This is a genomic window from Jiangella rhizosphaerae, from assembly GCF_003579925.1.
Lineage (GTDB): Bacteria > Actinomycetota > Actinomycetes > Jiangellales > Jiangellaceae > Jiangella > Jiangella rhizosphaerae.
The window spans coordinates 1-19505 of sequence record NZ_QUAL01000170.1 but is presented as its reverse complement, the minus strand read 5'-3'; the positions used below and the strand labels follow the sequence as shown (position 1 = coordinate 19505).

Below are 19505 nucleotides of genomic sequence, written 5' to 3'. Positions count from 1 at the left end.
GTGGGCCGGCGGCGCGCTCGGCCCCGCCGGCGGCGTCCGCGCCTCGATCCGCGACCTCGCCCGGCTGGTCGAGGCGCTGCTCGACGGGACGGCGCCCGGTGTCGCCGCGCTCGATCCGGTCGCCCGCTTCGGCGGCCGCACGCGCATCGGCGCCGGCTGGGTCACCACGACCCTTCCCGGCCGCGAGGTCACCTGGCACAACGGCGCGTCCGGCGGGTTCCGCTCCTGGGTCGGACTGGACCGCGCCGCGGACACCGGCGTCGCCGTCCTGTCCGCCACCGCGGCCGCCGTCGACGGCGCCGGGCTCCAGCTGCTCGCGTCCCCCTGACCCCGACTACTATGGCACTGGGTGCCATAAGGCGCTCGCCTGGTCGGTGAGAAGGGAACGGACGATGACTGGACGAGTCGAGGGCAAGGTCGCCTTCGTCACGGGAGCGGCTCGCGGGCAGGGGCGTGCGCACGCCGTGGCGCTGGCCAGGGAGGGCGCGGACATCATCGCCGTCGACCTCGCCGGCGAGCTGCCGGGCGTCCCGTACGACTCCCCCACGCCGGCGGACCTCGACGAGACCGTCCGGCTGGTCGAGGCCGAGGACCGGCGCATCATCGCCGAACGCGGCGACGTCCGCGACCACGACGCGTTGAAGGCGTTCGTCGACCGCGCCGCCGGTGAGCTGGGCCGGCTGGACATCGTCGTCGCCAACGCCGGTATCTGCATCCCGCACGCCTGGGACCAGATCAGCGTCGACGAGTTCCGCGCGGTCATGGACACCAACGTGCTCGGCGTGTGGAACACCGTCATGGCCGGCGCGCCGCACCTGATCGCCGCGGGCGGCGGCTCGATCATCCTGACCAGCTCGTACGCGGGCGCGAAGATGCAGCCGTTCATGGTCCACTACACCGCGAGCAAGCACGCCGTCACCGGCATGACCCGCGCGTTCGCCGCCGAACTGGGCCGGCACGACATCCGCGTCAACAGCATCCACCCCGGCGCGGTGAACACCCCGATGGGCTCCGGCGACATGCGGGCGGAGCTGGAGAAGGCCGGCCAGACCAACCCGCCGCTCAACCAGATGGGCACGCCGTTCCTGCCCAAGTGGGCCGCGGAGCCGGAGGAGATCGCCGCGGCGGTCGTGTTCCTCGCCTCCGACGAGTCCGCGTTCGTCTCCGCCGAGCACCTCTCCATCGACGGCGGTGCCGCGCACTTCTGACCCTCGCATGTGACGCCCAGCGGGCGCATACCGTTATATGGTTGCAGCAGGCAACCAATCGGGTAGGCTGACGGAGCACGTCGCCGCCGCCGTGCCACACGGCTGAACTCACTCCCGGTACGGCAGGAGCCCGCATGACCGACGCTGTCGCCACCGTCGTCGACGATCGCCCCGGGGCCCGCAGGACCGCGGCTCCGGGGCTCACGCTGCTGGCGCTCGGCGCGGGCGGCCTCGTCGTCTCGCTCCAGCAGACGCTGGTGCTGCCGCTGCTCCCCCGGCTGCAGCAGGCGTTCGACACGTCCGTCACGGCGGTGTCCTGGGTGTTCACCGCGACCCTGCTGGCCGGCGCGGTCGCGACGCCGCTGCTGTCGCGGTTCGGCGACATGTACGGCAAGAAGCGCATGATCGTCGTGACGATGGCGCTGCTGGTCGCGGGCTCGGTGGTGTGCGCGCTGTCCGGCTCGCTCGCCGTGCTGGTCGCCGGCCGCGCGCTGCAGGGCGCCGCCGCGGCGCTCATCCCGCTGGCCATCGGGATCATCCGCGACACCTTCCCCCGCGAGCGCGTGATGTCGGCCATCGGCATCGTCAGCGCGACGATGGGGGTCGGCGGCAGCGCGGGCATGCTCGTCACCGGCGTCATCGCCGACCACACGCGCAGCCACCACCCGGTGTTCTGGATCTCCGCCGGCATGGGCGCCGTCGCGCTGGTGCTGGTGCTGCTGTTCACCGTCGAGGCGGGCGAGCGCCGCGGCGGCCGGCCCGACCTCGCCGGCGCGGTGCTGCTGGCCGGCTGGCTGGTCGCCCTGCTGCTGGGGATCAGCCAGGGCAACTCGTGGGGCTGGACGGACGAGCGCACGCTCGGCCTGTTCGCCGCCGCCGTCGTGCTGTGCGTCGTCTGGGTGCTGGTCGAGCGGCGGGTGCGCGAGCCGCTGGTGCACCTGCGGCTGCTCACGGGGCCGCGGTCGCTGTCGGCGAACGTGGCGTCGGTGCTGCTGGGGTTCGCGATGTTCTCCGCGTTCACGCTGGTGTCGAACCTCATCCAGACGCCGTCCGACCTCGCCGGGTACGGCCTCACCGGCTCGGTCCTCGACGTCGGGCTGTACATGCTGCCGAGCACCGTGACGATGCTGCTCTTCTCCGTCCTGGCCGGACGGTTCGAGGCCCGGCTCGGCGCGGCGTTCACACTGGCCGTCGGCTCGACGTTCGCCGCCCTCAGCTACGTCTGGCTGGCGGTGAACCACGACACCCCGCTCGACGTCATGATCTTCAGCGGGCTGCAGGGCATCGGCTTCGGCATCGCCTACGCCGCCCTCGGCACGCTCGCCGTCGAGCACGTCCCGATGACCCAGAGCGGCATCGCCAGTGGCATCAACTCGCTGGTCCGCACGGCCGGCGGCAGTGTCGCCAGCGCGGCGACGGCGGCCATCCTGACGACCCAGCTGATCGCGAACACGTCCATCCCCGAGGTCGACGGCTACGTCATCTCGTTCGTCATCGCCGGCATCGCGGCCGCGCTGACCGCCGTCATCGCCTCGGTCCACGGCGTCCGCCACCGCCACCCGGCATCGGTCCCACTGCCGGGGCGTTGAAGGTTGGCGCCGCTCTTCACCACCACGCCCCAGCACAAGGCTCAAGAAGCACTTCAATGAGACGATGGAAGCATGAAGTTCGTTCTCGAGGTCGAGCTCGACGAGGCCGGCGATGCCGGCAAGGAACTGGGCCGCATCCTGCGCTACTGGGGCGGCAACCTGCACCACTACGAGCTGACGCCGGGCGACGGTTCGGCGATCTACGACTCCGGCTACCGCGAGGTCGGGCGCTGGAGCATCACCGAGCGCTAGTCCTGGGCCCCCGCGCCCGCTGACGCCGGACCGCCCGACGTCCCGGCGTCGGACGCGTGCTGCAGCAGGACCAGCCCACCCGCGATGACGAGCACGCTCATGAGCAGCGCGGCCAGCAGCCGCACCTCGGTCCCCGGCTGCACCAGCCAGCGTCGTACGTCGTTGAGGACGTGGGGTCCGGTCACAGGGATTCCTCCGGTCGTTCGTCGGTCGACAGTCGTGACGGTGTCTACCCGGCCGCCGCACACCCAAACGGGCCGCGCCCGGATCCCGCGCCGTAGGATCGGCGGACCATGATCCTCGCGCATGTCAGTGACCCGCACGTGGGCAGCGACCACGACGCCGCACTCGCCGCGGCGCTGGCGTCGCTGCCGGCCGCGCTCGACTCGGTCGTGCCCCGGCCGGAGCTGCTGCTCGTCACCGGCGACCTCACCGACCACGGCACCGCCGACGAGTACCGCCGGCTGTCCGCGCTGGTCGCCCCGCTGGGCGTGCGCTGCCTGGTGGTGGCCGGCAACCACGACGACCCGGCGGTGCTGCGCGACGAGCTGCCGCGGCTGCTGGGCGGCACGCCCGGCGCGGGTTCGCCGGCGGTGTGGACCGAGACCGTCGACGGGGTGACGCTCGCCGGCCTGGACAGCTCGTCCGGCACGCTCGGCCCCGCGCAGCTCGACTGGCTGGACGAGGTGCTGGCGGCGGCGGCCGGGCCGGTCCTGGTCGCGCTGCACCACCCGCCGTTCCCCACCGGCCTCGACCAGCTCGACACCGAGTGGCCGCTCACCGACGCCGCGGCGCTGCGCGCCGTGGTGGCCCGGTACCCCGTCGTCGCCGGGATCCTCTGCGGCCACGACCACCGCCACATCGCGACCCTGCTCGACGGCACGGTGCCGATGGTGACGGCGCCGGCGCTGTCGTGGCGGCCGCGGCTGGACTTCCGCACCGGCGAGCCGCTGACGCCGTCGGCCGAGCCGCCCGGCCTGCTGATCCACGTGCTCGACGAGCTGGGCCTGCGCACCCACCACGTGGCGCTGGACGCCTGACCGGCGCCGCCTCAGCGGACGAAGATGCCGGAGCGGACGATCGACCACATCACGAACACGCACAGCGCGATGATCACCAGCGACCAGAGCGGATAGTGCGGGAGGAAGAGGAAGTTCGCGATCGCCGCGAGGCCGGCCAGCACCATCGCGACACCGGCCGCGGCCCGGCTCCCGGCGAACAGTGCGAACCCCGCGATCATGAGCAGGAGCGCGACGATCAGGTGGATCCAGGCCCAGGTCCCGACGCTGATGTCATACGCGTACGCGGGGACGTCGGCATAGAAGTTCTCGTCGATGAGCGCCGTCAGGCCCTCCAGCCCCTGGAACATGCCGAGCAGGATCATCATCGTCGCGGCGAAGTTGACACCGGCCTCGGCCCACGAGCCGGGTCTGGTCGGCTGGGTGCTGAGTGTGCCGGTCATGGCGCACCTCCCCGCGCGGTCGGTCGGACTCATGGTCCGCCCGCGGCCGGCCGGGGACCTCACCCGCTCGGGGTGAGCCGTCAGGAGCCGAGCAGGTCGGGCTGGACCGGGTCCGCCTCGGCGAGCAGTCCGGCGTGGTTGTTGCGCACGTTCCCGACCTCGGGCCCCACGGGCCGCGCCTCGAGCGACGCGCCGACCCGCTCGGCCGCGGACCGCGCCAGGTCCAGCAGCGCCGGGGCGTCCTCGTTGCGCCGGTCCAGCCAGTCCGGGACCACGTCGGCCGAGAGCAGCACCGGCATCCGGTCGTGGATGTGCGCCAGGCCCGGCACCGGCGTCGTCGTCAGGACGCTCGCCGAGAGCACCCAGCGCCGCGGATCGTCCGCCGGCACGGAAGGGTCGCGCCACCACTCGAACACCCCGGCCATCGCCAGCAGCCCGCCGCCGGAGTGGATGAAGTACGGCCGCTTCGCCCGCCCGCTCCCCCGCTGCCACTCGTAGTAGCCGCGGGCCGGGAGGACGCAGCGGCGCCGGGCGACCGGGCCACGGAAGGCCGGCTTGTCCGCGACGGTCTCGATGCGCGCGTTGATCATCGTCGCGCCGCCGCCGGGATCCTTCGCCCACGACGGGATCAGCCCCCAGCGCGCCGCGTGCAGCTGCCGGGTGCGCCCGGGCGGCTCGTCCGTGCGTTCCAGCACGACGGGGACGCGGTCGGTGGGCGCGACGTTGTACGACGGCATCAGCTCCGCGACCGACCCAGCGGCGATGGCGTCGAACTCGGCCGCCAGATCGTCGATCGACGCGTCAGCCACGTACCGTCCGCACACCGGATCATTGTGCCCCGACGCCCAGGATCATCGGCGATCACTGGCGGCGGGACACCAGCGATCGCCGATGATCATGGCTGTCCATAGGTAACACGCGTCGCCGAAGACGGGGTGGCGGTAGCGGAGCGGCGCTCGCGGAAGCGACCGTCGCCAGTGTCGACGACGCGGCGGTCCAACTCGCCCCCGTACTCCGGATAGCCGACATCGCTCCAGATGGCGCGGTGCGCGGCTACGCGGCGCTGCCGCGAGCCGGCGGGTAGGTCGCGAGCGCACTCCACCGGCCGCACCTTGGCCGCGAACGCCAGTGCCCAGTGACCGGCGTACACGCCGGCGTCGGTCGCCCCCGTCCCCGTCGCCCACCTGTGGAGAGCTGTCACCATCGGCGATCACTGGCGTTCGGGCACCAGCGATCGCCGATGATCATGGGGCGGTGGTGCCTTCCTCGGCGGACACCAGCTCGGCGATCGCGTTGAAGAACGCCTCGATGCCCGGCAGGTTGGCGCCCTTGGCGCGCGAGGCCGCGAAATCCTCGGGCGAACGCCAGGTGACGATGTCGAGCCACTCGTCGCCGGGAAGGCGAACCAGCATGGCGTCGACGAAGCCCTCGCGGTCGGCGCGGAAGTCGGCCAGCATGGCGGGCCGGGCGGCGAGCAGGCGGTCGGCGTTCTCGGGCAGCACTCGGAAGCGGGTGAGCTCCACCGTCGTCATGTCTGGTCTCCTCAGCGGGTCGGCGACCCCGTCAGCGTAGTGACACCGCCGTCCACGACACCGGCGGGAGCTCCACCCGCAGCGTTCCGCCGTCGATGGCGGCCGACGGCGTAGGCCGCAGGCCCACCCGGTCGGGGTGGTCGAGGGTGTTGCGGGCATGAACGTCGTCGTCCCACAGGGTGACGGCCTCCGCGACCGTGGCGGCACCCAATCCCCGGACGTCCACCGACACCGTCGCGGGCGAGTCCACCGACCGGTTCACCAGGAACACCGCCGTCTCTCCCGCCGACGCGTCGTGCGTCGCCACGGCGTCGACGACCGGGACGTCGCCGTACGCCGCCGTCTCGTAGGTCGACGTCGCGACGTCGACGGACAGCGTCACACCACGAGCCAGCCGGGACGTCGTCGCGAACGGGAAGAACGTGGTCTGGCGCCAGCTCGGGCCGCCGGGCTCGGTCATGATCGGTGCGATGACGTTGACCAGCTGCGCCATGCTCGCCGCGGTCACGCGGTCGGCGTGGCGCAGCAGCGACATCAGCAGCCCGCCCACCACGACGGCGTCGGCGACGGTGTAGGAGTCCTCCAGGATCCGCGGCGCGATCGGCCAGACCTGCGGGTCGGTGACCTTGTCCTCCTCGTGATAGCGGTCGACGTACCAGACGTTCCACTCGTCGAAGGAGATGTCGACGCGGCGCCGGCCGGGCCGCAGCGCACGGACGTGGTCGATGGTCGCGACGACGGACTCGATGAAGCGGTCCATGTCGACCGGCGAGGCCAGGAAGCCGGGCAGGTCACCCGGCGTCTCGTGGTAGTACGCGTGGCACGACAGGTAGTCGATCTCGTCGTACGCGTGCTCCAGCACGGTCCGCTCCCACGCGCCGAACGTCGGCATCTGCCGGTTCGAGCTGCCGCACGCGATCAGCTTCAGGCCGGGGTCGAGCTGGCGCATCGCCCGCGCCGTCTGGGCGGCCAGCTTGCCGTAGTCGTCGGCGCTGCGGTGGCCGAGCTGCCACGGCCCGTCCATCTCGTTGCCCAGGCACCAGAGCACGACGCCGTGCGGCTCGGGCGTGCCGTTGGCGACCCGGAGGTCCGACAGCGTCGAGCCGGACCGGACGTTGGCGTACTCCAGCAGGTCCAGCGCCTCCTGGACGCCGCGGGTGCCGAGGTTCACGGCCAGCATCAGTTCGGTCCCGGCCTTCGCCGACCAGCGGGCGAACTCGTCGAGGCCGATCTCGTTGGTCTCGAGCGAGTGCCAGGCCAGGTCCAGCCTCCGCGGCCGCTGCTCACGCGGGCCGACGCCGTCCTCCCAGCGGTAGCCGGAGACGAAGTTCCCGCCCGGGTAGCGGACGGTCGACACGCCCAGCTCGCGCACCAGCTCGATGACGTCCTTGCGGAACCCGTCCTCGTCGGCCGTCGCGTGGTCCGGCTCGTAGATGCCGTCGTACACCGCGCGCCCCAGGTGCTCGACGAACGAACCGAACAGGCGCCGGTCGATGGCACCGACGACGAAGGCCGGGTCGATGGTCAGCGATGCGTGCGGCACTCAGTTCTCCTTGATCTCGACGGGTACGGCGTTGAGCGGGTCGTGGGCGTGCGCCCGGAACCGGTCGACGAGCGGGGTGGGAACGCGGTGCAGGACGCCGTCGCGCTCGGACAGCTCCCACAGGCCCATCGTCAGCCGGTGCGCCTCGCGCGGCGCGTCGGAGTGGCGGTACGTCCACTCGTACATGTCGAACACCGGCCACCACGTGTAGGCGACGACGGGGACGCCGCCGGCCCGCAGACTGCGCACGGCGTCCACGGACTCGTCCAGCCAGGCTGCCCGCTCGGCGACCGAGCCGGTGACGCAGGTCTCGGTCAGCGCGACCGGGACGCCGTACCGCTCCCAGGCAGAACGGAGCAGCTCCTCCAGGCCCAGCACGCCGTCGTCCCGGGTCGGACGGGGGTCGGCGAAGCCGCCGCGGTGCGGGTCGTCCACCGACACGATCTCGGTGGAGTGCCGCGGGTAGTAGTTGACGCCCATGACGTCGGGCGGCGCGGGGTCGGCGGCGAACCAGCCGAGGTCGTCGTCGCCGAAGCCGTGCTCCAGCAGGAACGGCGCCATCGGGTGCGCGGCGTCGACCCGGCCGGTGACCAGGTCCTCGACCAGGTGCACCTGGTGGCGCAGCCGCTCGATCAGCGGCAGGTCGTCGCCGGCGTACCGCATGCCGGCGTCGACGTGCACGAACACGCCGCGCTCCCCCAGCACGTCGCGCATCGCCCGCTGGGCGAGCACGAACCCGCGGGCCAGCTGGCGCACCATCGTCACCAGACCGCCGGGGCCGGACAGGTACGGCGGCCAGTACGCGTACTCGCCGGAGAACAGCGCGTGGATCATCGGCTCGTTCACCGGCGTGTAGTCGGTGACGCGGTCGGCGTAGCGCTCGGCGACCCGCGCCGAGTACTCCGCGACGTGCTCCGGATAGTCGGGGTGGGCGAACTGGCCGTCCAGCCACAGCGGCGTGCCGTAGTGCAGCAGGTCGACGATCGGGCGCAGCTCGAGCGCGGCGAAGCGGTCCATGACGCGGTCCAGCCACGACCAGTCCCACTCGCCCTTGGCCGGGTTCACCCGGTACCACGGCACGCCCCAGCGCAGCAGCGTCGCGCCGGCCGACGCGGCCAGACCGAGGTCGCCGGACCAGAACTCGTAGTGCTGAGTGAGCTCGTACTCGTCGATGGCCCGCTCACCCGCCCGCTCCTGCGGCACGAACGTGTCCTCGACGCCCAGCGCGAAGTGCAGCGCTCCGTCGGTGTGCCAGGACGTCGTCATTTCAGCCCCGTCGTCGCGATGCTCTCGATGAACCGCCGCTGCACCAGCAGGAACGCGATGACCAGCGGCAGGATCGCCACCAGGGCGCCGGCCATCATGACGCCGTACGGCACGATGCCGCCCGGCCCGGTCAGCAGCGTCAGCCCGGACGTGATGGTGCCCATCTCGCGCTCGGTGGTGAAGATCAGCGGCCAGAGCAGGTCGTTCCAGTTGTTGACGAAGGTGAAGATCGCCAGCGTCAGCAGCGCCGGGATCGCGTTGGGCAGGACGATGCTGCGGAGGATCCGGAACTCCGACGCGCCGTCGATGCGGGCGGCGTTGTCGAGGTCGCGCGGCAGCGCCAGGAAGAACTGCCGCAGGAAGAAGATGCCGAACGCGTCGGCGGCCCGTGGCGCGATCAGCCCGGCAAACGTGTTCACCCAGCCGAGGTCGCTGACCAGCTGGTACACGGGGACCAGCGTCGCCTGGAAGGGGATCATCAGCGTCGCGATGATCGCGATCAGCAGCGTCCGCCGGCCGGTGAAGTCGATCCGGGCCAGCGCGTACGCCGCCAGCGAGTCGAAGACCAGCGCGAACACCGTCACCCCGCCGGCGAACAGGAAACTGTTCAGCACCAGCCGGGCGAACGGCAGCTCGTCGACGATGCGGGTGAGGTTGTCCAGCGTCCAGTCCTGCGGCAGCAGGGTGGGCGGGAACGCGTTCACCTCCGACACCGGTTTGAACGCGGTGAGCACGATGATGGCCAGCGGCAGCAGCACGGCGGCGGTGACGGCGAGCATCGCCATCGTGCCCAGGACGGTGCCGGGCCGGATGCGGGCGATCACTGGGCGTCCTTCTCTCGGCGGCCGAAGAACACGAACTGGACGATGCTGAGCAGCAGCGTCGCGACCAGCAACACGTAGGACAGCGCCGAGGCGAAACCGAGCTCGAGCCTGCGGAAGCCGGACTCGTAGATCTCCATGACGATGGTCTGGGTGTTGCCGTACGGCCCGCCGCCGGTCATCACGTAGATCTGGTCGAACGCCTGCAGCGCCGCGATCATCGCGAACACCACGACGAAGGCCATCGTGTTGGACAGCAGCGGGAGCGTCACGTTGGTGAACCGCCGCCACGGGCCGGCGCCGTCGACCTTGGCCGCCTCGTACAGCGTGCCGGGGATGTCCTGCAGCCCGGCCAGGAAGATCACCAGGTAGAAGCCGAAGTTCTTCCAGACGGCGACCAGCGCGACCGCAGGCATCGCCAGCTGCGGGTCCTCGAGGACGTTGCCCAGCTGCAGCCCGACGCCGCCCAGCCAGTGGTTCAGCAGCCCGACCTGCGGGTCGATGAGGTACGTCCACGCGTAGGCGGCCACCGCCAGCGACACCACGAACGGCAGGAAGAGCGCGGTGCGGAAGAGCCCGCGGAACGGCAGCGCCGGGCTGTTCAACACCAGCGCCAGCGCCAGCGCCGCGATCACCGCCGTCGGGGTGAACAGCACCGTGTACCAGAGCGTGTTCAGGACGGCGTTCAGCAGGTCGGGGTCGGTGAACACCTCGACGTAGTTGTCGAAGCCGACCCACTCCGCCTCCCCGAAGCCGCTGGCGTCGGTGAACGACGTCCGCAGCGCCGACAACATCGGCCAGGCGACGAAGACGGTGAGGACGATCAGGGCCGGGCCGAGGAAGGCCAGCGCCGTCGCGTTGCGGCGCCCGGACCGGCCGGGCCCGCCCCGTCCGGCGCCGGGCGCCACCCGCCGCCCGCCCAGAGGTGCGGGCGGCCGGTAGCGCTTGCGTGGTGCGGTGAGGGACACGAGACCTACCCGACGGCCGATTCGATCTCGGCCTGCGCCTCGGACAGCAGGGTGCCGATGTCCTCGCCGGCCATCGCCCGCTGGGTCAGCTCGTCGACGGCGGTGAGCACGTCGACGCTGTTCACCACGCCCGGCAGCAGCGGCCGGCCGAACTCGGCCTGCTCGGTCAGCGCCGCGACCACCGGGTTCTCGGCGACGGCGTCGGCGGGGACGTCGGTGCGCAGCGGCGGCCAGCCCGAGCCCAGCGACCACGTGACCGCGTTCTCCTGGTCGAGGAAGTAGCTGAAGAACCGCTGCGCCGCCTCGACGGCGTCGTCGCCGGCCTGCTCGGTGATGGCCATCGAGACGCCGATGGCCGACGCGGCCTGCGCCTCCGGGCCGGCCGGGACCGGCGCGATGCCGTAGTCGATGCCGTTCTCCTCGGAGATCGACGCCATCCAGGGCCCGCCCAGGTACATCGCGGCCTTGCCGCTGCTGAACAGGCCGTCGCCGGCGATGCCGTCGACCCCGGTGGGCGAGATCTTGTCGACCGCGATGGCCTGGTACCAGAACTCCAGCGTCGCGCGGTTCTCCGGCGAGTCGATGACGACGTCCGTGCCGCCCTCGACGATGTCGCCGCCGCCACCGTAGAAGAGGCTGGGCCAGACGCCGTTGGCGACCGTCGCGTGGTCCGGGATCGCCACGCCGTACTGCTCCGGCGTGCCGTCGCCGTTCTGGTCGACGGTGAGCGCGCGGGCGGTCTCGACCCAGTCGTCCCAGGTCGCCGGCGGCTCGGTGATGCCGGCAGCGGCGAACAGCGCCTTGTTGTAGAACATCGCCAGCGGGACGAAGCCGGTCGGGACGCCGTAGCGGGTCCCCTCGACGGTGACCATGTCGACGGCGCCCGGGTTGAGCTCCGCGGTGTTGCTCTCGGGGTCGTCGTAGAACTCGTCGAGCTCGACGAACGCGCCGCGGTCGGCGTAGACCGGCAGGCGCTCGGCCGGCATCGCGACGATGTCCGGGCCGTTCCCGGCCGACAGCGCGGGCAGCAGCGTGTCGTCGATGACGTCCCACGGGTTGATCTCGGTGCTGATCACGACCTCGTCCTGCGAGGCGTTGAAGTCGTCCACGATCTGCTCGAGCACGTCGCCGTCGGCCTCGGTGTACCCGTGCCAGAAGGTGAGCTCGACGGGGCCGTCGGCGGAGGCACCGCCGGAGTCGTCGCCGTCGCCGGAGCAAGCGGTGACGACCGCGACAGGGGCCAAGGCAATGGTGAGCCCCAGGGTGAAGCGGTTGCGTGTCATGGGTCTGGTTCCTTCTCCGATGCGGGACTGCTCTGTCTGCACGGGGCGCTGATCAGCAGCGATGCGATGATCATGACCTTACAACGTTGTAAGGTTCAGCATGGGGAACGCGGCGGGAGATGTCAAGCGGACTCAGCCCTGCGGCTGGAGGACGGCCGTCGACTCGCGCTCGACGATGCGATAGGCCGAGCGCAGCTCGCGGCGCGGCGCCTCGGAGCCGTTCTCGATGCGCTCGAGCAGCACCTCGACGGCCAGCCGGGCGATCTCGCGCCGGCCGGGGTCGACGGTGCTCAGGCTGGGCAGCGAGTACTTGCCCTCGTCGACGTCGTCGAAGCCGATGATCGCGACGTCCGCCGGCACCCGGATGCCCTCCTCCTGCATGACCCGCAGCGCGCCGAGCGCCAGCTCGTCGTTGAGCGCGAAGACGGCATCGAACTCGACGCCGCGCTCGAGCAGCGCCCGCATGGCCTCGGCGCCGTTGATGCGGTGCCACGGGCCCGCGTCGACGACCAGCGCCTCGTCGTAGGCGATGCCGCGCGCCTCGAGGGCCGCGCGGTAGCCCCGGAGCCGCAGCCCGGCCGAGCCGATGACCTCGCCCTCGTGCGCGCCGAGCGCGGCGACGCGCCGCCGGCCGAGGTCGAGCAGGTGCTCGGTGGCCGCCCGCGCGGCATCGACGTTCTCCATCGTGACGTGGTCGACCGGGCCGTCGAAGATGCGCTCGCCCAGCAGCACCAGCGGGAAGTCGACGGCGAGCAGCCCGCCGTCGTCGTTGCTCAGGCCGAGCGGGCTGAACAGCAGCCCGTCGGTCATCTGCCGCCGCGAGCCGGTCAGGACGTCCAGCTCGCGCCGGCGGTCGCCGCCGGTCTGCTCGATGACGACGACGACGTCGCGCTGCTCGGCCGCGGTGATGACCTCGTCGGCCAGCTGGGCGAAGTAGGCCAGGCTCAGTTCCGGCACGGCGAGGCCGATGGCGCCGGTGCGGCCGGAGCGCAGGCTGCGCGCCTGGCGGTTGGGCCGGTAGCCCAGCTCGTCGATGGCGGCCTGCACCTTGGCGCGCGTGGTGTCGGAGACGTACGGATGGTCGTTGACCACGTTCGACACCGTCTTGAACGACACGCCCGCGAGCCGGGCGACATCACGCAGCGTCGCTGTCATGAGCACACCGTAATCGTTGACACCGCCGGCGACACAACTCTAAGGTTGCCAGCAACACCGGTGTTACAACGTTGTACGATCGTCTGACCGTACAACGTTGCATGACTGCGCCCGCACCCATCAGAGGAGAGTCATGTCCACCGTTGTCCGCAGCCCACGCCGCCGTGCGCTGGCCGCCCTCGCCGCCGTCGCCGCACTGGCCGCGGCCGCCCTGGCCGCCGCACCCGATCGCACCGCCACCGCCGTCACGACCGGCAACGGCGCCCTCGTCTACTCCCCCGCCGCCGGCACGTCCTTCGACCCCGAAGGCAACCGGCCCGTCGGCACCACTTACGCGAAGGTCATCACGCTCAAGCACAACGGCACCGCCAACGGCACCCAGCTGGTGACGTACGACCAGCTGGTGCTCGTCGGCGGCGTCCAGGTCTACCCCATCCACCGCAGCACCGACGACGGCACCAGCTGGACGAAGATCGCCGACGTCGCACCCAGCGCCACCTTCCCGTCGCTGACCCGCACCGCGCAGCCGTTCCTGTACGAGCTGCCGCAGCAGGTCGGCTCGCTGCCGGCCGGCACCATCCTGCTGGCCGGGATGATCATGCCGGCGGACCGCTCGAGCAGCCGGCTGGTCGTCTACAAGAGCCAGGACCGCGGCGTCACGTGGTCCTACCTGAGCACCATCGACACCGGCGGGCCCGCGATCTACGACCCCAGCCCCACGTCGACCACCACCACGGTCTGGGAGCCCGCGTTGGCCGTCGACGGCCAGGGCGGGCTGGTCGCGTACTTCTCCGACGAGCGGCAGAAGGCCAACGGCGTGCTGCAGGCGGTGTCGTACCGGCGCTCCACCGACGGCGGGCAGACCTGGGGTCCGCTGGTGAACGTGTCGGCGCCGCCGAACACCAGCGACCGCCCGGGCATGATCACCGTCACCAAGCTGCCCGACGGCCGCTACCTGGCGACGTTCGAGGTGGTGAACCGGCCCAGCCAGAGCCTGAACACCGCCCCGGTCTATTACAAGATCTCCCCCGACGGCCTGAACTGGAGCCCGGAGTCCAGCATCGGCACGCCCATCCGGCTGGCCGACGGCCGCGGCATCGGGTCGTCGCCGTTCGTCCGCTGGGTGCCCGGTGGCGGGCCGAACGGCATGGTGATCGTGTCGTCGAAGTGGTCGCTGGACGCCGCCGGCACCATCAACACCGGCCAGCACTTCTACGTCAACTACAACCTCGGCGAGGGGCCGTGGGAGCGGCTGCCGTACGCGGTCACCTACGACTCCACCGACACGCAGGGCGGCGCGTTCAGCGGCTTCGCACAGGGCTTCGACACCAGCGTCGACGGCCGCACGCTGGTCCACGCGACGAACGTCGAGAACCCGTCGACCACCTACAACGACGTCCGCGTCGGAACGATCCCGCTGGACGCCCAACAGTACGAGGCCGAGCGGGCCGCCCGCACCGACGCCACTCTGGTCACCCATCACGACGCCTCGAACGGCCAGAAGGTCGGCAACATCAACAACGCCGGCAGTTCGGTGACGTTCACCGTCCGGGTGCCGGCGGCGGGGTCGTACCGCCTCAACGTCCGCTACGCCAATGGCATGGGCAGCACCAGCACCCACGCCGTCAGCGTCAACGGCGGTGCGGCGACGACGATCTCCTACCCGCCGACGGTGGACTGGGGCCGCTACCTCTGGGCCCAGCACACCGTGAACCTGAACGCCGGCGTCAACACGATCACGTTCACCAAGGCGACCTCGTTCGCCGAGCTCGACGTGCTGCACGTCTACCGGACGTCGGCCGCGCTGGACCCGCAGTTCCGCGTCGTCAACCGGACCAGCAGCAAGTTCCTGGAGATCCTGTCGGCGCTGACGACCGACGGCGCCGGCGCCGGCCAGTGGGGCGACACGAACCACGCCACCCAGGTGTGGAACCTGCGGACCGTGACCGGCGGCGTCCAGCTGGCCAACGCGAACAGCGGGAAGCTGCTGGAGATCCCGAACGCCGCCACCGGTGACGGCGTCCAGGCCGTGCAGTGGGGCCCGACCGGTCACGCCACCCAGACCTGGGTTCCGACGCCGGTGACCGGCGGCTGGTGGCGCCTGGTCAACGCCAACAGCGGCAAGAGCCTGGAGATCGCCGGCGGCTCCACGGCCGACGGCGCCGTCGCCCAGCAATGGATGACCACCACGTGCCAGTGCCAGCACTGGCGCCTGGTCCGCGAGGGCATCCAGTAGGACTCCCGCACCGCATCGCACCATGATCATCAACCTTCTGCGTTGCCATGGCAGCCCGGAAGGTTGATGATCATGGGCGGGAGGGAGCCGCCCATGTTGATCGAGCACGATGGCAGGCGTCCGGCCGTCGCAGCGTCGGCGTACGTCGCACCGACGGCCGTCCTGTCGGGCGACGTCCGGGTCGGTGAGAGCTGCCGCATCCTCTTCGGCGCCGTGCTGACCGACGACGGCGGGCCGGTCCAGCTCGGCGACAACTGCGTCGTCATGGAGAACGCGGTGCTGCGCGGGCGGTCGGGCTTCCCGCTGTCACTCGGCGAGAACGTCCTGGTGGGACCGCATGCGCACCTCAACGGGGCGACCGTCGAGGGCGATGTGTTCCTCGCCACGGGCGTGTCCGTCTTTCCGGGAGCCCGCATCGAACGCGGCGCCGAAGTGCGCATCAACGCGGTCGTCCACGTCAACACCCGGGTGCCGACCGGCGAGACCGTGCCGATCGGCTGGATCGCGGTCGGCGACCCCGCCGAGCTGTACCCGCCGGGCGCTCACGACGAGTACTGGCCGAAGCTCAGAGCACTCGACTTCCCGGGCACGCTGTTCGACGTGCCCCGCGACGAGCTCACCATGGGCAGGATGACCGCCATCTACGGCGAGGTCTTCGGCCGCCACATCGACGACGCGATCATCGAGTAGTCGGCCGGCCGCCCGTCACGGGGTTCGCCCCGAGCGGGCGGCCGGGACCGCCGGGGTCAGTCGAGGTAGTCGTCCACCTCCGTGTGCACGCCGTAGAGCGTTCCGCTGGTGACGTCGTAGCCCAGGGTGAGGAACTCGCCCGGAGCGAGCTCGATGCTCGACGGGTTGGCCTGGTCGGAGTTGCCGGCGTCGTAGATCGGGACCTTCCGGTGCCCGCTCCAGTCCCCGGAGGCGTCGGGGATGAGGACGCCGGACGTCGGCCGCCCGGGCACCCCGCGGGCGACGTCGCCGAAGGTGAGCAGCAGGCTGCCGTCGTCGCGCAGCAACTGGTGGTGCGACGAGCCGGGGATGTCGGTCGGTTCCGGCGTGGTCCAGGTGTGCCCGTCGTCGAACGAGCGGGACACATAGATCACCTGCGGGCTCGACGTCGTCCTGATGCCGGCGACGATCTCGCCGCTGGGCAGGACGGTGAGGTTGGGCTCCTGGTAGTGGAACGCGTCGCTCACCGCGATGGTGACCTCGCTGTCGAGGTCCCACGTCCGGCCGCCGTCGGTACTGCGGACCACGGTGGCGCGCTGCCGCGGATCGCCGAGCGTCGTCCCGTAGAGCGGCGCCAGCACGTCGCCGTTGGCGAGCTCGACCAGCGAGCCGTGGCTGGCCGACCAGCCGCTGTCGCCGCCGCATCCGCCGGCCGGGGGCGGCTGGCTGCAGCTCATCATCGTGCTGACCCAGACGGGGTCGCTCCAGGTCCGGCCGCCGTCGACGGACCGGACGACGTGCGTGCCCAGCTGGGTGCGCACGTTGCAGCACGGGTCGGCCCAGTGGGTGATGAAGTAGTTCAGCAGGATCGTCCCGTCGGAGAGCTGGGTGATCTTCGGGTCGCGCTGGTCGAAGCCGACCTCGCCGGACACGACGGTGCGCGGCGGCGTCCAGGTCTCGCCGTTGTCGCTGCTCTCGGTGACCCTGATGTGCCCCTCGGCGTCGGTGTGCCCGCGGCCGGAGTAGTAGGTGACCATGAGCCGGCCGTCGTCGAGCCGGACGATGTCCGGGAAGCGCGGCGCCCAGCCGGCGGGCTCGACCGCGATCACGGTGCGCGGGTCGATCGGCGGGTGCGTCAGCTCGGTCCCGACGGCGAGGTCGTCGACGTAGAAGTCCATGCCGGTCAGCGAGGTGCCACCGCTGGACACGACGACGTCGGTCAGGTTCACCGTGGCGGCACGGCGGATGTCGGTGAAGAAGCTCCGGTCGCCGATGCGCACCTGCGCCGCGTCGGCGGTGGCGGACACCGTCACGGGGGTGAAGGTGCCCGGCGTTCCCGCGCCCTCGACGTGGCCGAGCCGCCGCCACGCGGAACCGTTGTAGACGTTGAGCACGGCGTCGGCGGTCCCGGCGACGGGCGTCAGGCTGAACCACCACGCGTGCGCCGTCCCGCCCGCCGCCGTGTCGCCCTTGAGGCCGAACAGGAACGCGTTGCGGTACTGCGCCGGCGCGAACAGGAACGCGACGGCCTTGTCCTGCGACGCCGGGTAGGCGCAGGTCAGCTCCGCGATCTGCGTCGCGGTGTCGTCGTGCAGACGGACGGCGCGGTTGCCGGGCGCCGCCCCGCCGAGCTCGGCCGCGGCGACGGCGATGTCGCCGCGTGCGGCGCAGCCGGCCGGCGGGGCGCCCAGCGGCTCGTCGTCGAACGTCCTGACGTCGGCCGCGTTGGGCTGCTTCACCAGGCCCACCAGCGGCGACGGTCCCGGCGGGTTCGCGTCGGCGGGACTCGCCGGCGCGATCGCGACCGCGAGCAGCGCGAGCGCCGCACAGGTCACGAGCGCGACGAGGCTCCGCGGCGATCCCGGAGCGCGAAGTGATCGAGAGACCATGGACTCCTCCTGTCTGTCACAGACCTACGACAGTCCTGCAGCGTGCGGAGCGCCTTCGTGTCTCGGCTCGCGCTCGCGGCCGGCCGAGATCGTTTGAGCGAGTAGACATGGAGCGCCATTCCATGTCAATACGCACAGAGCCGGCCGGCCGGGGCGTTCAGGAGGCGGTATAGATGGCTGCGATGGTGCCGGACGGGTAGGTCGTGGCGTCGCGGAGGGTGAGCGCGCGGCGTTCGCCGATGCCGGCGAACATCGAGCTGCCGCGGCCGACGACCACCGGGTTGATCTTCAGCCAGTACTCGTCGACCAGGCCGGCGGCGACGAGCGAGCCGACGGTGCGCACGCCGCCGAACGCGACGATGCCGCCGCCGTCGGACTCCTTGAGTCGCCTGACCTGCTCGACGCCGTCGCCGGCGGCCAGGGTCGCGTTCGTCCAGGCGCTCACGTCGACCGTGTGGTCGGTGGACAGGATGACCTTGGGCGTCGTGTTCATCCAGCCGGCGAGCTCGCCCTCGGCGGCCATCCAGTACGCCGCCGACGGGGCGAACGACGAACGCCCGAAGACGATGGTGTCGGCGACGGCGCGCAGCCGGCCGGTGAACTCCTCTTCCAGCCTGGCGTCGTCGACGAGGAAGTCGAGGTCGTTGGCGGGTCCGGCCATGAAGCCGTCGAGGGTGACGTCGCTGAAGACGATCAGAGGTCGCATGGTCGGCTCCTTACCCGGGCTGTGTCGTGGGGATGTTCCGGCCCGTGCCCGGCGGAACGGTGGAGACGACGATAGTGCGCCGCGGCCGCCGGTACCCTCGACCCTGTGCCAAAGCCGGTGGTCGTCGTCCGACTGCTGGGCCCGTTCGAGCTGCTCCGCGACGGGGAGCCCGTGCCGCTGGCCCGGCGTCCCGCCGCGCTGCTGGCAGCACTCGCGCTCCGGCTGAACGCGCCGGTGTCCTACGGCGCGATCACCGAGCTGCTCTGGTCCGAGGCGGAGCTGCCGGCCAACTCGCGACGGGCGATCCAGACGTACGCGTCCCGGCTGCGCGACGTGCTCGGGCGCGAGGCGGTGGTCGCCTACGGCGACGGGCTGCGGCTGGACCTCGAGCCGGACCAGGTGGATCTCTACCGCTTCCGCCGCCTTGTGGGCACCGGCGCCGAATCGACGCGGGAGGAGCTGGCGGCGCTGACGCAGGCGCTCGACCTCTGGACCGGCGCTCCCCTGTCGGGCCTGGCCGCGGAGCAGCTCGTCGACGCCGAGGCGCCGGCACTGCTCGACGAGGTGCTCAACGTGGCCGAGCGACGCAACGAGCTGCGGCTGCTGGCCGGCGACGTCGACGACGCGTTCGTCGCGTCGCTGCGGCGTCTGACGACGGAGCATCCATGGCGGGAACACACCTGGTGCCACCTGATGCTCGCGCTCTACCGCACCGGTCAACAGGGCGAGGCGCTCGCGACGTTCGCCCGCCTGGTCGCCGTGCTGCGCGACGACCTCGGCATCGACCCCGGCGCCGAGGCGACGCAGCTGCACCAGCGGATGCTGGCCGGCGACCCGGAGCTGCTCGAGCCCACGCCGTCCGCGCGGGCGGCCGCGCCGGCCACACCGCCCACGGCCGAGCCGCCGGCCCAGCTGCCGGCCGGCTC

At 71.7% G+C, this 19505-nt stretch carries 20 protein-coding genes; 8 read left to right on the top strand and 12 right to left on the bottom strand.

The window, feature by feature from the left end; translation table 11 throughout:
- The 4 genes from DY240_RS18050 to DY240_RS18035 form a co-directional block, all read left to right on the top strand.
- On the top strand, positions 1–328 hold a 328-nt coding region (locus tag DY240_RS18050), incomplete at its 5' end, for a serine hydrolase (RefSeq protein ID WP_147375382.1).
- Between the two features lie 64 nt (positions 329–392).
- Positions 393–1208, top strand: coding sequence for a mycofactocin-coupled SDR family oxidoreductase (locus DY240_RS18045; protein WP_119661231.1), 816 nt, complete (start codon positions 393–395; stop codon positions 1206–1208).
- 134 nt (positions 1209–1342) lie between these two features.
- Positions 1343–2797, top strand: coding sequence for an MFS transporter (locus DY240_RS18040; protein ID WP_119661230.1), 1455 nt, complete (start codon positions 1343–1345; stop codon positions 2795–2797).
- Between the two features lie 72 nt (positions 2798–2869).
- On the top strand, positions 2870–3049 hold the full coding sequence (locus DY240_RS18035) for a hypothetical protein (RefSeq protein WP_119661229.1): 180 nt from the start codon (positions 2870–2872) through the stop codon (positions 3047–3049).
- On the opposite strand, the gene DY240_RS18030 is transcribed toward DY240_RS18035, so the two are convergent.
- Entirely contained in the window at positions 3046–3234 is a 189-nt protein-coding gene (locus tag DY240_RS18030) for a hypothetical protein (RefSeq protein ID WP_119661228.1), read from the bottom strand. The two genes, DY240_RS18035 and DY240_RS18030, sit on opposite strands and share 4 nt — an antisense overlap.
- Before the next feature lie 108 nt (positions 3235–3342).
- On the opposite strand from DY240_RS18030, the gene DY240_RS18025 reads away from it, so the two are divergent.
- Entirely contained in the window at positions 3343–4089 is a 747-nt protein-coding gene (locus DY240_RS18025; RefSeq protein WP_119661227.1) for a metallophosphoesterase, read from the top strand.
- Positions 4090–4100: 11 nt separating this feature from the next.
- Here DY240_RS18025 and DY240_RS18020 read toward each other — a convergent pair whose 3' ends face one another.
- The 9 genes from DY240_RS18020 to DY240_RS17975 form a co-directional block, all read right to left on the bottom strand.
- Positions 4101–4511, bottom strand: coding sequence for a DUF7144 family membrane protein (locus tag DY240_RS18020; RefSeq protein WP_119661226.1), 411 nt, complete (start codon positions 4509–4511; stop codon positions 4101–4103).
- Between the two features lie 80 nt (positions 4512–4591).
- On the bottom strand, positions 4592–5335 hold the full coding sequence (locus tag DY240_RS18015) for an SOS response-associated peptidase (protein ID WP_119661225.1): 744 nt from the start codon (positions 5333–5335) through the stop codon (positions 4592–4594).
- Positions 5336–5755: 420 nt separating this feature from the next.
- Complete coding sequence (locus tag DY240_RS18005; RefSeq protein ID WP_119661223.1) at positions 5756–6043, bottom strand: antibiotic biosynthesis monooxygenase; 288 nt, start codon at positions 6041–6043, stop codon at positions 5756–5758.
- Between the two features lie 31 nt (positions 6044–6074).
- The gene (gene arfA / locus DY240_RS18000; RefSeq protein ID WP_119661222.1) at positions 6075–7586 is read right to left on the bottom strand and encodes an arabinosylfuranosidase ArfA; all 1512 of its coding nucleotides are present in this window, start codon (positions 7584–7586) and stop codon (positions 6075–6077) included.
- On the bottom strand, positions 7587–8852 hold the full coding sequence (locus DY240_RS17995; protein WP_119661221.1) for a family 1 glycosylhydrolase: 1266 nt from the start codon (positions 8850–8852) through the stop codon (positions 7587–7589).
- On the bottom strand, positions 8849–9637 hold the full coding sequence (locus DY240_RS17990) for a carbohydrate ABC transporter permease (protein WP_119661233.1): 789 nt from the start codon (positions 9635–9637) through the stop codon (positions 8849–8851). The genes DY240_RS17995 and DY240_RS17990 overlap by 4 nt, the downstream gene beginning before the upstream one ends.
- 35 nt (positions 9638–9672) lie before the next feature.
- The gene (locus DY240_RS17985; RefSeq protein WP_119661220.1) at positions 9673–10641 is read right to left on the bottom strand and encodes a carbohydrate ABC transporter permease; all 969 of its coding nucleotides are present in this window, start codon (positions 10639–10641) and stop codon (positions 9673–9675) included.
- 5 nt (positions 10642–10646) lie between these two features.
- Positions 10647–11924: an ABC transporter substrate-binding protein gene (locus DY240_RS17980; protein ID WP_119661219.1), complete on the bottom strand. Its 1278-nt coding sequence runs from the start codon at positions 11922–11924 to the stop codon at positions 10647–10649.
- A gap of 132 nt (positions 11925–12056) precedes the next feature.
- Positions 12057–13079: a LacI family DNA-binding transcriptional regulator gene (locus DY240_RS17975; RefSeq protein ID WP_119661232.1), complete on the bottom strand. Its 1023-nt coding sequence runs from the start codon at positions 13077–13079 to the stop codon at positions 12057–12059.
- Positions 13080–13212: 133 nt separating this feature from the next.
- On the opposite strand from DY240_RS17975, the gene DY240_RS17970 reads away from it, so the two are divergent.
- On the top strand, positions 13213–15315 hold the full coding sequence (locus DY240_RS17970) for an RICIN domain-containing protein (RefSeq protein ID WP_119661218.1): 2103 nt from the start codon (positions 13213–13215) through the stop codon (positions 15313–15315).
- Between the two features lie 93 nt (positions 15316–15408).
- Positions 15409–16005, top strand: coding sequence for a gamma carbonic anhydrase family protein (locus DY240_RS17965; protein ID WP_119661217.1), 597 nt, complete (start codon positions 15409–15411; stop codon positions 16003–16005).
- Positions 16006–16061: 56 nt separating this feature from the next.
- On the opposite strand, the gene DY240_RS17960 is transcribed toward DY240_RS17965, so the two are convergent.
- Together DY240_RS17960 and DY240_RS17955 are read right to left on the bottom strand one after the other, a co-directional pair.
- Entirely contained in the window at positions 16062–17819 is a 1758-nt protein-coding gene (locus DY240_RS17960) for a sialidase family protein (protein WP_158602900.1), read from the bottom strand.
- Between the two features lie 211 nt (positions 17820–18030).
- Positions 18031–18579 (bottom strand): dihydrofolate reductase family protein, encoded by a 549-nt coding sequence (locus DY240_RS17955; protein WP_119661215.1) that lies wholly within the window; start codon positions 18577–18579, stop codon positions 18031–18033.
- 105 nt (positions 18580–18684) lie between these two features.
- Here DY240_RS17955 and DY240_RS17950 point away from each other — a divergent pair.
- The coding region (locus DY240_RS17950; RefSeq protein WP_147375381.1) for an AfsR/SARP family transcriptional regulator at positions 18685–19505 on the top strand (821 nt) is incomplete at its 3' end.